The organism is Asaia bogorensis, assembly GCF_900465345.1.
Taxonomy (GTDB): Bacteria; Pseudomonadota; Alphaproteobacteria; order Acetobacterales; family Acetobacteraceae; genus Asaia; species Asaia bogorensis_A.
Genome location: NZ_UEGO01000013.1, coordinates 58,786 through 73,548 on the forward strand (window position 1 = coordinate 58,786; position 14,763 = coordinate 73,548).

Sequence of the window (14,763 nt, forward strand, 5' to 3'; positions counted from 1 at the left end):
TGAATGTGGCGCGCCGTTGTCAGGGCATCTCAACCGTGACAGGCGGGAGATGGGCGATCCTCGCCATAGCCGTCGTGCCCGGCGGAACGAAAATCGTGTCTGTCATCGAGCCCGTTGTGATCATGCAGCCCGCCATGAGGGGGATACCTCGCCCCATTGCGTGATTGGCCAGCCAGACCAGCAGGCGACGCGGATCGCCCGCCGAGTTGCCACCGATATGCTCGATCACACGACCATCACTGAAGGCGAGACGAACCGTCTCGCAAACAGGGCTGAGACGCTGCCACGCCTTCGTACCTTTGCCGATTACGAGTGCGCCGTGGCTCGCCTGATCAGCCAGATGCACGAGCCGTGGCTGGGAGCCGGGCCGCACGAAACGTGTGTCGATGATTTCGATGGCGGTATGGACACTGTCGATGGCGTCCATCACCTCGTCCAGCGACCAGGGCTGGTCGCGCCATGGCAGGTCACGGCCAAGACGATAGACGATTTCCGCTTCCACCCCGCGATAACGGCATAAACCCGGTGCCAGCGTCGTATCCTCATCAAAGAGGGTCGCTTTATGCAGGGGGGCAGCGAACGGAAGCCCGGTGGGCGAGGGCGCGCCAACTTTCCAGCCCATGATGTTGCCCTGATCGGCGATCAGCGCAGCGGCAACAGCGTCCTGTATGCGATAGGCGTCGTCCTCTGTCCGGGGCACCTCGCTGTCGTCCAGCGCCTGCAGCGGGGCGCGTGTACGGCGACCATTCAACAGATGCGCCGCAGCTGACGCCGCATCGCAGACAGTCGGGATGTCACCGGGCGGGGCGAGGTCGAGTGTGATCATGCGGAAACTCCCGGTCGATCAGAAAAGTGAATACGATGCGGTGCGATGAGGCCCGGACTCACAACAGTCCATGCGAAGGCCATGATCGCGTATCTGGGGCTCTTCACAGCGCATCTTCCTGCGCCATCAGATCGCGCCCTCTGGTTTCGGGCACATAGAAGGTCGCGAGGATGGCAAGACATGCCAGAAAGACGACGTAAGCGGAGAGCGGGATCCAGGCGTATTTGCCACTCCCGACGCCGCCAATATGAAACCTTGCGAACATCGCGATGAGGAATTGTCCAACCATTGGCGACACGCCACCCGCGATGACGGAGGAAAACTCGCGCGTGAACGAGACAGCCGTGTAGCGATGACGCAGGCCGAACATTTCGGGCAACAGGGCCCCTTGCGTGCCGAACATTCCCCAGGTTGCCACCCCCAGCGCAAAAGACAGGGCGATGGCCGAGGGAACAGGATGGCCCTGACTGAAGACATACCAGACGGGCAGGGCGCTGACGGCCTGAAGTATCGCAAAGCCACGGTAGACACGCACACGTCCGAAGCGATCGCTCAGCCATCCTGCAACGGGGATGGTTACACCACCCACAAGTGCCGCGCCGATCAGGACCAGAGTACCCCACTGGCTGTTCATGCCGATCGTGTGCACGAGATAGCTGATGGCGAGCACCTGATAGATCGACGAGCCCCCGTTTTCAGCCATACGCAGACCCATTCCTGCCAGGATCGGCCGCCATGAGGCCGTCAGCGTCTCGCGCAGCGAGCCTGTCTCCTCATGACGCTCATCTTCCTTGATCTTGGCGAAAGTCGGTGATTCCTTGAGCCTCATGCGCATGTAAAGCGCGATGAGAAGCAGGACAGCACTTCCGACGAAGGGAACGCGCCAGAGCATGGTCTGGGTAATATCCGGAACGCCGGTCAGCATGGCATAATAGATGAGTCCCGCCGCGACCGTCCCGATCTGGATGCCAAGAAAAGGCAGGGCCGCGTAGTAGCCACGACGCTTGCGCGGAGCACATTCTGTCATCATGACGGCGGCCCCGGCCTGCTCCGCGCCAGCGCCGAAGCCCTGCGCCATACGAAGGAAAACGAGCAGAAAGGGCGCCATGATGCCGATGCTCTTGTAAGTCGGGATAAGGCCGATAAGTGCGCTGGCGAGACCCATCAGCGTGACAGTGAGCAGCAATACGCGCTTGCGGCCATAGCGATCACCCAGCCGACCAAAGAAGATTCCCCCCAGAGGCCGCACCGCAAAACCGATGAAGTAGGTTGCAAAACTCGCCACCAGACCGAGGCCGGGAATATTGCTTGGGAAAAAGAGCGGCGCGAAAATCAGGGCAGAGGCGAGGCTGTAGAGCGCGAAGTCGTAATACTCCATCGCGCTGCCAATCGAGCAGGTCCACGCGGCGCGGCGCAGTTCCTGCGCGGACATTTCCGGACGCTGTGTTTCACTCGCCTCGGCCTGGGCAGAACGCAAGCCGACGGTCGAACTGTTTCCTGACAATGCGAGGCTCACCATGATGCCTCCTCCACGCTTTGGAGAACCGCTGTTGCGAGGCCGCCAATGCGGCCCGGTCTGGTTGTCGACATGAGATCGAGAAGGGTCATCACACACCGCCTGGCTACACTCCGTCGGACCCTCCCTTGCCAATTTAGATCGGTCTAAATGAGCGATCAGGGAATTGAACCTGTGGGGAAGGGCTACCTTGGAAGGGAAGAATCTGTCGGAACTAACAAATCTGTAATGACTTTGAACGCCATTCCGGAGAAGAAGTCACACATAAAATGTGAAACATCTTTCACTCCTGTGTGATATCTCGTGAAAAACGGCGGATAAAATCACGCAGCGCCTTATGCGCTTTCACGCAGGATAAGCTCTGGAGCAATAACCTGCTTCTCGTATGCACGCGCAGGTCGCGCCATACGCTTTTGGAGGAGGCGAGCCGCAGCCGCACCGATCAGACGAGGCATCGTGGCAATCGTGGTCAAAGCGGGATAAGCCGCCGCCGCGGCGGCGAGATCGTCCATGCCAATCACGGCAAAACCATCCCTGTCGTGACCGCCCACCCGAACGCCTCTGCGATGCAGCTGGTTCATCAGGGCAAGCGCTATGATATCATTATAGCAGATCGCTGCTTCCGGCGGGTCAGAAGAGTCCAGCAGTGCCTCGAATACGCGTTCGTCATAGTGACTATCTTTCGTCCCATTGACGATCGCCACGTCACTCATACCGAGATGCGCTGCGGCCTCGCGAAAACCCTGTACGCGGGCTAACGCAGCCGAGTGCGTTTCCATGTTGCCGACATAGACAACCCGTTTTCGCCCGATGCGATCGAGATAGGCGAGGGCGGCCCCGATCCCTGCTGCATAATCTGCTGTCACATAATCACGTTGTGCGTCAGGCACCTCACGCAGGACCTGAACGAAAGGCAGGCCGAGCCGGTCGAGATCAGCAATGAGCCCGGCATCGCTGCCGATTGCCGGACATATGATGAGACCATCTATGTTATGTTCTCGCAGGCGCTGGATCTGCCTTGTCTGACGCGCCGGAGATTCACCACTATTGGCGATGATGGAAACGATCTCCTGCGTGTCGTTGACCTCTTCCACGCCAGCCGTCAGCGTGCTGAAAAACGGATTGGCAATATTGGAAAGCACAAGACCTATAGTGCCTGTGCGTTTCTGCCTGAGGTTGGCAGCGCCGCGATTATAGATATATCCAAGTCTCAGCATGGCCGCCTGAACCTTCTCGCGCGTTGAGGCCGCAACGAGGGGGCTGTTGCGTAAAACAAGCGACGCTGTGGCGCGTGAAACACCAGCCTCATGCGCGACATCCAGCAAACTGACAGTACTCGCCCTTCGCTCGCGCTTCATGGAATACAGGTCTCCGTTGTTTGTAATGGTAAAATAACGATGCTGACGGCAGACGTATCATTCACCGTCAACAAGAGGCAAACACACCGCATTGAGATAGCAGAACCCAGGCACCTATCCACCGATCTGTCAGCACAGATGATCATTATTATTTCGTATTCTTATCGAATTTCGCATGTCGGTTCTGTAATACTTTGCAAATCAACGATATTCACGCAGTTTGTCACTGGACCAGGATGCAGGCGTGTCATAGAACCTGCATGACGTTCAAACCCGGATCGCAGCGGCACCGACCACTTTTGTTCAAGTACCAACGCGGCGGGTAAACGGTTATTAACGGTCTGGCCATCGGTCGAAAAAATGCACACCGGCGGATGGGTAGATCACGATCCAATGACAGGAAATGCGCCTCCTGTCTCTTGGGGTCAGCAGAGCGCGTAGAATAAACTGGGGGATTCTCTCTTGGCAAAAGCAGCCCGGTCCCGAACGACCACAATACGAAAAAAAGACCAGCCAGACGCCCCTGCTTCGGCCCCTGAGGGAAAGGCGGCAGTTGTGCCTGCGGCAAACCCGTCAGAAGAGCCGCTCGTCACAGCACCCCTGACCGCTGAAGAAACGAATACCGCGTTTACTTCGGAGTCTGATCGCGCTGCAGAGCCCACGCCTGATACCGAGACATATCAGGGCCTGACTTACCCAGCCGAAGCGCTTTATTTCGATTCGAACTGGTATCTTGCAGCCTATCCTGATGTCGGTGCCTGCGGGATGGATGCTGTCGAGCACTTCATGACGCATGGTTATCTCGAAGGCCGCGACCCCAATGGCCATTTCAGCGTCGCCGAATATATTGCTGCGAACCCGGACATTCCCTTGACGATCAATCCATTCCTGCACTTCATCATGCATGGTGCTGCCGAGGGTCGAAAGCTTCATCCCTGAGCTGAACCGGGGGCGGCACCCTCTGGCAGATAAACAGGCAAGGATGACATTGGTGCTTACCCGACGTTCTATACTGGCCGCGACAGCGGCCGCCCCCTGCCTGTACGGGACCAGCCTTGCCGGAACGCTTGGGCACAAAGGGAGTGCCCATGTTCATAAGCAGGCTACTTCCGGTGTATCGGGCGGCAGTTATGCTGCCTTTCTCGACACCCTGCGCAGCGAGGCCATAGGCAAGGGAATCGCCCCCTCGACTCTGTCGCGTGCCTTCGCCCTAACACGCGAACCCAATGCGCGCGTCATCAAGCTTGACCGGCATCAACCGGAATTTACCCTGACCTGGGCCCAGTATCGCGAACGTGTGATCAGCACGACACGCATCAGCCAGGGGCAGGCCGCTTATCAGCAGCGTGCGCAGATGCTTGAAGCCACAGGCAAGATGTACGGGGTCGATCCACGGGTCATCGTCGGCATCTGGGGGCTGGAATCAGGTTTCGGTCGCAAGATCGGTACATTCTCGGTCATCGATGCGCTCGCGACACTCGCTTATGACGGCAGGCGCGCCAGCTTCTTCCGTGGCGAGCTGTTCAAGGCGCTTCAGATTCTCGATCATGGCGACATTCAGCCAGAAGCGATGCTTGGCTCTTACGCAGGGGCAATGGGGCAGCCGCAATTCATGCCCAGCGCCTATCTGCACTACGCTGTTGATGCCGATCATGATGGCAGACGCAATATCTGGACCAGCGAGCAGGATGTATTCGCCTCGGTTGCCAATTATCTGCATGGCAGTGGCTGGGAACCCGACGCCCCTTGGGGTCAGGCCGTTACGCTCACAAAGGATATCCCGCAGGGGCAGCTTGGGCGAGGTAACAAGCAGACGCTTGCCTCATGGATGGCGCTTGGTGTGCGCCGCGAGGATGGGTCCGCCTTCTCGCGCAGTGATGTAACGGGCGCTGTCATTCGCCCAGATGGTCCCGGCACGGACGCCTTCATGGTCTATCGCAATTTCGATGTGATCCGGCGCTATAACCCGTCCGATTTCTATGCTCTCGGCGTTGGATTGCTCGGCTATGCGGTCGCTTAAGGGTAGCGCGGCGCTTCTGGGCGCGACAATCGGGCTCGCAGGGTGCCACCATCATGAAACGCCAAGACAGGCGGCTCCGCATTACATGGTGGGCAGTGCCTGGCAGGGGAGTGACAGCTGGTTTTATCCTGCCGAGCATTTCGATCTCAACGAGACAGGCCTTGCAGTAATTGCCACTGCGCCCAAAGGGGGCGTTACGGCAGATGGCGAAATCTGGTCGCCCAATGCCATGACGGGCGCGCATCAGACGCTTCAGCTTCCGTCTGTGGTCACGGTGCGCAATCTTGCCAATGGCCGTATGGTTAGGATCAGGCTGAATGATCGTGGCCCCTCGAGCGCAGCTCGGGTCCTCGCCGTCACACCGCGCGTAGCGACTCTTCTTGGTATGGATGCCACGCCGACACCGGTCGAGATTGTGCAGGACGGGGCCATGAGCCGCCAGATCGCCGAGTCCAATCCGAATGCACCGAAACTTGAAATCAGCGCAGCCCCACGCGAGGCCATCACGGCGCAGTCGCTTGATGATGGCACAACCCAGACGCTTGGCATGAACCAGAACGACCGTGAGGCCGGACGCCAGACGCTTTATGTGCCCGACATGCCGCAAACGGTCATGCAGGGACAGGCCCAGATGCCCTATTACCGTGTGATTCTTGGCAGTTTCTCGGGGCATGCAGCGGCTGCACGTGTGGCTGCACAATGTGGCGCTGACATCAGCCAGACGGCGGGTGTGGCGGGATCATTGCCGTGGACGGTTGCGTTGGGCCCCTTCACCGCTGTATCCGAGGCGGACAGGGCATTAGCCCAGGCGCGCCAATGCGGTGGCACAGGCGCGCATATTGTGGCCAGGTAAGGTGTTGACGTGCGGACAAGACGTTTTCTGCTCTCGGGTGCGGCTGGGTTAGCCGTTTCAAGTCAGTTTGCTTTCGCGCGCCCGCGACGTGGCAAGGTAGCGTCCAGCGCTGCGGCGGCAGCCACCCCGAATGCTGCCACAGCCAGCACGGCCACACCGGCATCCACGCCGATCGGCCCGCTCGATACCGTAGCGCGCTGGGCCTGCATCATCGATTTCGATACGGGCGCAACCCTGCTGGAAAAAGCAGCGGACGAGCACATGCCGCCATCCTCTCTCACCAAGATGATGACCGCCTATATCACGTTCGGCATGATCCGGGCGGGCCATCTGAGCCTGACCCAGTCTCTGCCGGTCAGTGAGAAGGCATGGCGCACACAGGGCTCGAAGATGTTCGTGCCTCTGGGCCAGAGCGTGACCGTTTCGGATCTGATTGAAGGCATGGTCATTCAGTCCGGCAATGATGCCTGTATCGTATTGGCTGAGGGCATTGCCGGGTCGGAAGAGCAGTTCGTTAATCTGATGAATCAGACGGCCGCCAAGCTTGGCATGACCAACACTCACTTCATGAACTGCACCGGCCTGCCGGATGAGTCGCAGTATATGAGCGCTCGTGATGTCAGCCGCGTCGCGATGCACCTGATCCGTGACTACCCCGAATATTACCATCTCTTCTCAGCTACGGAATTCACGTACAACAATATCAAGCAGGGCAATCGCAACGTCCTGGTGGACAAGGGGCTGGCAGACGGTCTCAAGACCGGCCACACCGATGCTGGCGGCTATGGTCTGTGCGCCAGCTCCAAGCGTGATGGCCGTCGCATCATCATGACGATTAACGGCACGTCTTCCATGAATGAGCGTGCTCATGAGGGTGAGCGCCTTCTCGGGTGGGCCTTCGCCAATTTCGAGAACGTCACCCTGTTCCATCATGGTCAGGTGGTCGATCATATGCCGGTCTATATGGGCGAGGCCGCCGAGGTCGCGCTCGTCGGCACCCGAGATATCGTGCTGACCCTGCCTCATGGCTGGCAGCAGCGCAGCAAGATCAGCGTGGAATATCCGTCCCCCGCCATTGCCCCTGTCATGGCCGGACAGACGATCGGTGCACTTGTGCTTCAGAATCAGGGGATGCCGGATATCCGCCTCGATCTCGTCGCCGCCAATGCGGTGCCGCGCCTCGGGCTGGTGGGCCGAGCCCTTGCACGACTGGGCCATGGCCCCAAAGCCGCGCCCCATAGCTGAGGCGTGAGCGGGCTGTTCATCACCTTCGAGGGCGGCGAAGGGGCGGGGAAATCCACCCAGACCCGCCTCTTGCACGCGGCCCTGATTGCCGCAGGGCATAAAGTACTTCTTACCCGCGAGCCCGGAGGCTCGCCGGGGGCCGAGGCCCTGCGTGAACTGATCCTGTTCAACGAGGCGCCTCTTTCCCTGCGGGCACAGGCTCTGGCGCATATGGCGGCGCGTGCCGATCATCTCGACAGCGTCATCCTTCCTGCCTTGTCGCGGGGTGAGATCGTGATCTGCGATCGCTTTCATGACTCAACCCTCGTCTATCAGGGCTATGGTCTTGCCAAGGGCGATAGCACCACGCTTGCGTTCATCCAGTCCCTGCGCGCCTTGCTGGCCTGCGAGCCTGATCTGACCCTGATGCTCGAAATTCCCCCGGCAATCGGGACTGCCCGTGTGGCGGCAAGGGGCGGGCGGCTGGACCGCTACGAGCAGGAGCAGGAAGCCTTCCATACCCGTATTGCCGAGGGCTTTGCGCGGGTCGCCCAACAGGATCCGGACCGGGTCAAACGGGTCGATGCCTCGCGAACCCCGGAAGAAGTCGCCGCCGGAATCATGGCTATTGTTGCGCCTCGCCTGATCGGTTCACGCATCGACACGCCACCCTGCGGTTCATGAGTGGCACAGAGAACCCGGCTGCGACTGCCCTGATCGGGCATGAGGCGGAAAAAGCCCTGTTTCGACAGGCGCTGGAATCCGGTCGCCTGCATCATGGATGGATGATTCATGGCGATTCAGGCATCGGCAAGACGAGCTTTGCCTTCGACTGCGCCAGAGTGCTGCTAAATGGTACGGATCGGCAGAGCCGTGCCGGACGACAGATCACGGCGGGCACCCATCCCAATCTTTTGCTGATCACCCGGCGCATGGACGAAAAGCGCAAGCGCATGCGTCAGGAAATCGTGGTGGATGACGTCCGCCCCGTGCAGGATTTTCTGCATCATACGGCTGCGGACGGATCTTGGCGCGTCGTCATTGTCGATGCTGCGGAAACCCTTAACCGCAACGCGGCCAATGCGCTGCTCAAGCTGCTTGAGGAACCGCCCACCGATACGGTGTTTTTCCTGACCTGTCCGGCACCCTCGGCCCTGTTGCCCACCATCAGAAGCCGTTGCCGCCTGCTGGGGCTGGCCCCGCTAACCACCGAGCAGACGGCCGCCGTGCTCAGGGCGCAGGGCAGAAGCGTTGCCGAACTCCAGACCCTTGTCGCGCAGGCGCATGGTGCGCCCGGCCGCATCCTTTCTGCCGATCAGGGCACAGACAGAGCGGCGCGCGATCTCGCCACGGCGCTGCTGGCGACCGGCGAAACACCCGATGCAGACAGTCTTGCCGCTTTCCTGCGTCACGATGACGGTTTTGCCGTGCTCTGTTCTTTGCTAGGAGGGGGGCTTGCAGACCGCGCCAGAACACTGGCGGGGCAGGGGAAGCTTGCCGAGGCCAGCCAGGCCGCCGAGGCTTTCTCCGCCCTTCAGGCGCTACAGCGCGAGACCGAGCGGTTCAATCTGGACAAGAATCAGGCTGTCAGACAGGCAGCCGCCATAGCGAGTGCTCCATGACCTCACGTTACTACGTCACCACCCCTATCTATTACGTGAATGGCGCACCCCATATCGGCCACGCCTACACCTCCATCGCTGCCGACGTGCTTGCGCGGTTCAACCGTCTGGATGGCAAGGACGTGTTTTTCCTGACCGGTACGGACGAACACGGACAGAAGGTGGAACAGGCGGCGCAGACTGCCCGTATCAATACCCAGAGCTTTACGGATGGCATCGCAGCCGATTTCCGCAGCATGGCGGATGCGATGGGCATTTCCTATGACGATTTCATCCGCACCACCGAGCCGCGCCATAAGAAGGCCGCTCAGGCATTGTGGGAAAAGGTCGCCGCAAATGGTCATATCTATCTCGACGCCTATGAAGGCTGGTACGCGCTGCGCGACGAGTGCTTCTATTCTGAAGACGAGCTGACAACGCATGCGGATGGCCGCAAGACAGCCCCGACGGGTGCGCCCGTCGAGTGGGTTCGCGAACCTTCCTATTTTTTTCGTCTCTCCGCGTTCGAAGACAGGCTGCTGGCGCTCTATGAACAGCACCCCGAATTTCTGGGCCCGATGGGACGACGCAACGAGATCGTCAGTTTCGTCCGTCAGGGGCTGAAGGATCTCTCCATCAGCCGCACCAGCTTCAAATGGGGTATCCCGGTCCCTGGTGATGCCGATCATGTCATGTATGTCTGGTTCGATGCCCTGACCAACTACCTCTCGGCGCTCGGCTATCCCGATTTCAGCGCTGAGCGCATGAAATACTGGCCGGCCTCGGCACATATCGTCGGCAAGGATATCATCCGCTTCCACGCCGTGTTCTGGCCCGCCTTCCTCATGGCCGCCGAGATCGACCTTCCGCATTCGATTTTCGCCAATGGCTGGTGGACGATCGAGGGCGAAAAAATGAGCAAGTCGATCGGCAATGTCATCGACCCGCGTGATCTGGTGGCCAGCTACGGCCTCGACCCTGTGCGTTTCTTCCTGCTGCGCGAAGTCCCGTTTGGTGGTGATTCGGATCTCAGCAAGCGATCCTTGGTCAATCGCCTGAATGTCGAGCTCGCCAATGATCTCGGCAATCTGGCCCAGCGCACACTGAGCCTGATCGCCCGAAACTGCGACGCCACATTGCCTGCCTTTGACGCGCTTAGCGAAGATGACAACGCGCTTCTGGCCAGTGCATCGCTGCTGCCCGAACTCCTGCGCGGCCAGATGGGACGCTTTGCCCTGACTGATGGTCTGGAAGAAGTCTGGAAGGTCATCCGTGCCTGCAACAGCTATATCGACCGTCAGGCCCCGTGGGCGCTAAAAAAGACCGATCTCGTGCGTATGGCCACGGTTCTGCGTGTGTTGCATGAGGCGATGCGCCATATCGCCATCCTGCTGCAGCCTTACATGCCGGGGACCATGGACAAGCTGCTCACACAGCTTGGTGTCGCTGAGACTGCACGCGATTTCGCCTCCCTCGCCACACCGCTCGATGCCGGTATTACGCTGCCCGCACCACAGGGTCTGTTCCCCCGCTATGTCGAGTCCGAGACTGCAGCGTGACCGTCCAACCCATGACAGGCCTGATCGACTCTCATTGCCATCTGGAGCGTCTGGACGACGTGCCTGCCGCGTTGGCACTGGCCCGTGAACATGGACTGGCAGGCATGGTGACGATTGGCACGCGCATCTCACGGGCGCAGACGCAAATCGACCTGACCCGTTTTGACACGCCCGAATTGCGGGTCTGGTGCGCGATCGGCACCCATCCCGACCATGTGGGTGAAGAAGTAACGCCAGAGGTCGGGACGATCATCCGTCTCGCCGGGCCGGAGCATGTCATCGGCATTGGAGAGTCAGGGCTGGATTACCTGCATGGCGCGCCGTCGGTGCGCGACGCGCAGGCCCATAGCTTCCGGGTTCATATCGATGCCGCCCGCCAGACCGGGCTGCCGCTGGTGATCCATGCCAGGGAGGCCGATGATGATGTCGCGGCCATACTAAATGACGAACATGAGAAAGGAGCTTTTCCCTTTCTGCTCCATTGCTTCGCCTCAGGAATGGAACTGGCCCGGACCGCCATCGATCTGGGGGGCTATATCAGCTTTTCAGGGCTGTTGACCTTCCCCAAATGCGAGACCATTCGCGAGGTTGCACGCGCCATACCTGAGGGGCGACTGCTGGTGGAGACCGACAGCCCGTTCCTTGCGCCTGTGCCAAAACGCGGCAAGCCTAACACGCCGGGCTACGTGGCCCACACTGCTGCGCGGCTGGCGATGGAACGCGGCGTGGAGAATACCGCTCTGGCCGAACTCACCACACGTAACTTTCACGCCTTGTTCAAGCGCGCCGCATGAAAGTCACGATCCTCGGTTGTGGTGGTTCCGGCGGCGTCCCCATGGTTGGCGGCGCACAGGGTGAGGGGATCTGGGGCGCCTGCGACCCCACCAATCCCCGCAACGAGCGAACGCGCTCCTCCATCGTCATCGAGGCCGAGAGCGGCAAGCGTTTGCTGGTGGATTCAGGACCCGATCTGCGCGCCCAGCTCCTGCGCCAGAAAATCGGCGTGGTCCATTCCGTTCTCTACACCCACGAACATGCGGATCATGTGGCCGGGCTGGATGAACTCCGCGCCATCAATCGCATGCTCGATGCACCGCTTCCGCTCTATGCTACCGATACGGTCATGCACGAGCTTGAGGCGCGCTACAGCTATGCCTTCCGGCCGTGGAGCGGTACCGGGTTTTTCCGCCCTGTGCCGGAGCCGCATCTGATCACCCCCACCGACAGGCTGGCAATCTGCGATCTCGATCTGCAGCTTTTCGAGCAGCGCCATTACCGTATTCCGACGATCGGCCTGCGCTGCGGCGATTTCGCCTATTCGACCGATGTCGAGTATCTCAGTGAGGAATCGCTGGAGGTCCTTTCAGGCGTAAAAACTTGGGTTGTTGGGTGTTTCCAGTATGAGCCTCACGTGGCTCATGCCTGGGTTGATCTGGTTATTGAATGGTGTGCACGCCTGAAACCCGAGCGCACAATCCTGACCCATATGGGACCTGCGCTCGATTACGAGACACTCCGCCAGCGTCTGCCCGACGGCATAGAGCCCGGCTATGACGGCATGGTTCTCACGGTTTAAATATTTCTTCGATTAACCGTTTTTTTGTTGAAGCGCGGCTCTACATCGCGATAGCGTCAGCATATCGGGTGAGTCCGGTACCAATTTTCATAGCGAGAATTCCCCTCAAATCCGGTCATTCCGGCCAGTTCCTGACCATGTTGGAGCATTTCATGCTTCCGCACCCTTTGTCGTCTCTCAAAGCCTGACTTCCCGACTTATCGCCTGATTTCCTATCGGTGGGTGTGACCGTTTCGCCCCCGGCTTAGTGGCAGGCCTCATCGGAGCATACGAGTCATGAGTGCATTCTCGGACGTCTTTACGCTGGCCTCTTCTTACCGTGAGGAACGCCGGGAAACAGAGATGTCACTGGCTTCCTATTTGTCTCTCTGCCGTGAAGACCCCAGCTGCTATGCCAGCGCCGCCGAGCGCATGCTGAAGGCGATTGGCGCCCCGGTCATGCTCGACTCAGCGCGCGACCCGCGTCTCAGCCGTATTTTCATGAACCGCACGGTGCGCACCTATCCGGCCTTCGCCGATTTCTATGGCATGGAGGACGCGGTCGAGCAGATTGTCGGGTTCTTCCGTCATGCCGCGCAGGGGCTGGAAGAGCGCAAACAGATTCTCTACCTCCTTGGCCCGGTAGGTGGCGGCAAGTCTTCGCTTGGTGAGCGGCTCAAAACCCTCATGGAGCGTGAGCCCATTTATGTGCTCAAGGCAGGCAGGCAGATCAGCCCTGTGTTCGAAAGCCCGCTCGGTCTGTTCGACCCGGAGCGCTACGCGGACTCGCTTCAGGCGCAGTACAATATCCCCCGCCGTGTCCTGACCGGCATTGCAAGCCCTTGGGCACTGAAGCGACTGGAGGATTTCGACGGCGATATCTCACGTTTTACCGTGGTGCGCCTCAATCCGTCGAAGCTGCGCCAGATCGCTATCGCCAAGACCGAGCCCGGTGACGACAACAACCAGGATGTCTCGGCTCTGGTCGGCAAGGTGGATATCCGCCAGCTCGAAAATTTCAGCCAGAACGACCCCGACGCCTATAGTTTCTCCGGCGGGCTCAACCGCGCCAATCAGGGCATTCTCGAATTTGTCGAGATGTTCAAGGCGCCCATCAAGATGCTGCACCCGTTGCTGACGGCAACGCAGGAGGGGAATTATGTCGGCACGGAGAATATCGGTTCGATACCCTTCACCGGCGTCATCCTTGCCCATTCCAACGAAGCCGAATGGCAGTCCTTCCGCAATAACCGCACCAACGAGGCCTTTCTCGACCGCGTATGCGTGATCAAGGTGCCTTACTGCCTGCGCGTGACCGAAGAGTCGAAAATCTACGAGAAGCTGATCCAGTCGTCGGCTCTGGGCGACGCCCCCTGTGCGCCGCACACCCTCGAGATGCTGGCGCAGTTTGCGGTGCTTTCGCGGCTGAAATCCCACCCAAACTCGACGCAGTTCGCAAAGATGCGCGTCTATGATGGTGAGAACATCCGCGAGACCGACCCCAAGGCCCGCGCCATGCAGGAATACAAGGATAGTGCCGGTGTGGATGAAGGCATGGAGGGCATCTCCACGCGTTTCGCCTACAAGGTCCTGTCCGCCACATTCAACCACGACCCCTCCGAGATTTCGGCTGATCCGGTGCATCTGATGTATGTGCTTGAACAGGCCGTGCGACGCGAACAGTTCCCGGCTGAGGTCGAGGCGGCCTATCTGGCCTCGCTCAAATCCGATCTGTCACGGCGTTATGCCGAATTCCTCGGTAATGAAATCCAGAAAGCCTATCTGGAAAGCTACAATGACTATGGCCAGAACCTTTTTGACCGCTATCTCGATTACGCGGATGCCTGGATCGAGGATCAGGACTTCAAGGACCCTGACACAGGCCAGTTGATGAACCGCGACCTGCTCAACGCGGAGCTCAGCAAGACTGAAAAAGCAGCCGGCATCGCGAACCCGAAGGATTTCCGCAATGAGGTGGTCAAGTTCTCCCTGCGATCGAGGGCGAGCAATGGCGGTCGCAATCCGTCCTGGACCAGCTACGAGAAAATTCGTGATGTGATTGAAAAGCGCATGTTCAGTCAGGTCGAGGATCTGCTGCCGGTCATCAGCTTCGGCTCGAAGAAGGACAGCACGAGCGAGCGCAAACATGACGAGTTTGTCAGCCGCATGGTCGCACGCGGCTATACCGAACGTCAGGTGCGGCGACTGGTCGAGTGGTACATGCGCGTCAAGCAGTCTGCCTGATCTCTCT

13 protein-coding genes are annotated in these 14,763 nt (G+C 59.6%); 10 read left to right on the forward strand and 3 right to left on the reverse strand.

The annotated features are described in order from the left end of the window. Window positions 1-19: 19 nt before the first annotated feature. The 3 genes from ED655_RS07590 to ED655_RS07600 all read right to left on the reverse strand — a co-directional run bounded on the left by ED655_RS07590 (window position 20) and on the right by ED655_RS07600 (window position 3,700). Complete coding sequence (locus ED655_RS07590) at window positions 20-826, reverse strand: 2-keto-4-pentenoate hydratase (RefSeq protein ID WP_240993558.1); 807 nt, start codon at window positions 824-826, stop codon at window positions 20-22. A 103-nt stretch (window positions 827-929) separates the two neighbouring features. Further along, a complete protein-coding gene (locus ED655_RS07595; RefSeq protein WP_122049650.1) occupies window positions 930-2,345 on the reverse strand; it encodes an MFS transporter in 1,416 nt (471 codons plus the stop codon). 332 nt (window positions 2,346-2,677) lie between these two features. Then, window positions 2,678-3,700, reverse strand: coding sequence for a LacI family DNA-binding transcriptional regulator (locus ED655_RS07600; RefSeq protein ID WP_122049651.1), 1,023 nt, complete (start codon window positions 3,698-3,700; stop codon window positions 2,678-2,680). Window positions 3,701-4,255: 555 nt separating this feature from the next. Here ED655_RS07600 and ED655_RS07605 point away from each other — a divergent pair. The 10 genes from ED655_RS07605 (at window position 4,256) to ED655_RS07650 (ending at window position 14,756) form a co-directional block, all read left to right on the forward strand. Next, window positions 4,256-4,639 (forward strand): hypothetical protein, encoded by a 384-nt coding sequence (locus ED655_RS07605; RefSeq protein WP_240993559.1) that lies wholly within the window; start codon window positions 4,256-4,258, stop codon window positions 4,637-4,639. Window positions 4,640-4,682: 43 nt separating this feature from the next. Next, window positions 4,683-5,720 carry a lytic murein transglycosylase gene (locus ED655_RS07610; protein ID WP_122049652.1) on the forward strand — a complete coding sequence of 346 codons (1,038 nt, stop codon included), beginning with the start codon at window positions 4,683-4,685 and terminating at the stop codon, window positions 5,718-5,720. Beyond that, a complete protein-coding gene (locus tag ED655_RS07615) occupies window positions 5,707-6,573 on the forward strand; it encodes a septal ring lytic transglycosylase RlpA family protein (RefSeq protein ID WP_162993431.1) in 867 nt (288 codons plus the stop codon). Before ED655_RS07610 ends, ED655_RS07615 begins: the two co-directional genes overlap by 14 nt. A gap of 9 nt (window positions 6,574-6,582) precedes the next feature. After that, window positions 6,583-7,818 (forward strand): D-alanyl-D-alanine carboxypeptidase family protein, encoded by a 1,236-nt coding sequence (locus ED655_RS07620; protein WP_023977287.1) that lies wholly within the window; start codon window positions 6,583-6,585, stop codon window positions 7,816-7,818. A gap of 3 nt (window positions 7,819-7,821) precedes the next feature. Beyond that, entirely contained in the window at window positions 7,822-8,481 is a 660-nt protein-coding gene (gene tmk, locus ED655_RS07625; RefSeq protein WP_122049654.1) for a dTMP kinase, read from the forward strand. Next, window positions 8,478-9,419, forward strand: a complete 942-nt coding sequence (locus tag ED655_RS07630) for an AAA family ATPase (RefSeq protein WP_122049655.1) — start codon at window positions 8,478-8,480, stop codon at window positions 9,417-9,419. The genes tmk and ED655_RS07630 overlap by 4 nt, the downstream gene beginning before the upstream one ends. After that, the gene (metG, locus tag ED655_RS07635; RefSeq protein ID WP_122049656.1) at window positions 9,416-10,957 is read left to right on the forward strand and encodes a methionine--tRNA ligase; all 1,542 of its coding nucleotides are present in this window, start codon (window positions 9,416-9,418) and stop codon (window positions 10,955-10,957) included. Before ED655_RS07630 ends, metG begins: the two co-directional genes overlap by 4 nt. Window positions 10,958-10,968: 11 nt before the next feature. Then, window positions 10,969-11,751 carry a TatD family hydrolase gene (locus ED655_RS07640; protein WP_122049657.1) on the forward strand — a complete coding sequence of 261 codons (783 nt, stop codon included), beginning with the start codon at window positions 10,969-10,971 and terminating at the stop codon, window positions 11,749-11,751. Continuing rightward, a complete protein-coding gene (locus ED655_RS07645; RefSeq protein WP_122049658.1) occupies window positions 11,748-12,533 on the forward strand; it encodes an MBL fold metallo-hydrolase in 786 nt (261 codons plus the stop codon). Before ED655_RS07640 ends, ED655_RS07645 begins: the two co-directional genes overlap by 4 nt. 276 nt (window positions 12,534-12,809) lie before the next feature. Further along, complete coding sequence (locus tag ED655_RS07650; protein ID WP_122049659.1) at window positions 12,810-14,756, forward strand: PrkA family serine protein kinase; 1,947 nt, start codon at window positions 12,810-12,812, stop codon at window positions 14,754-14,756. Window positions 14,757-14,763 lie beyond the last annotated feature (7 nt).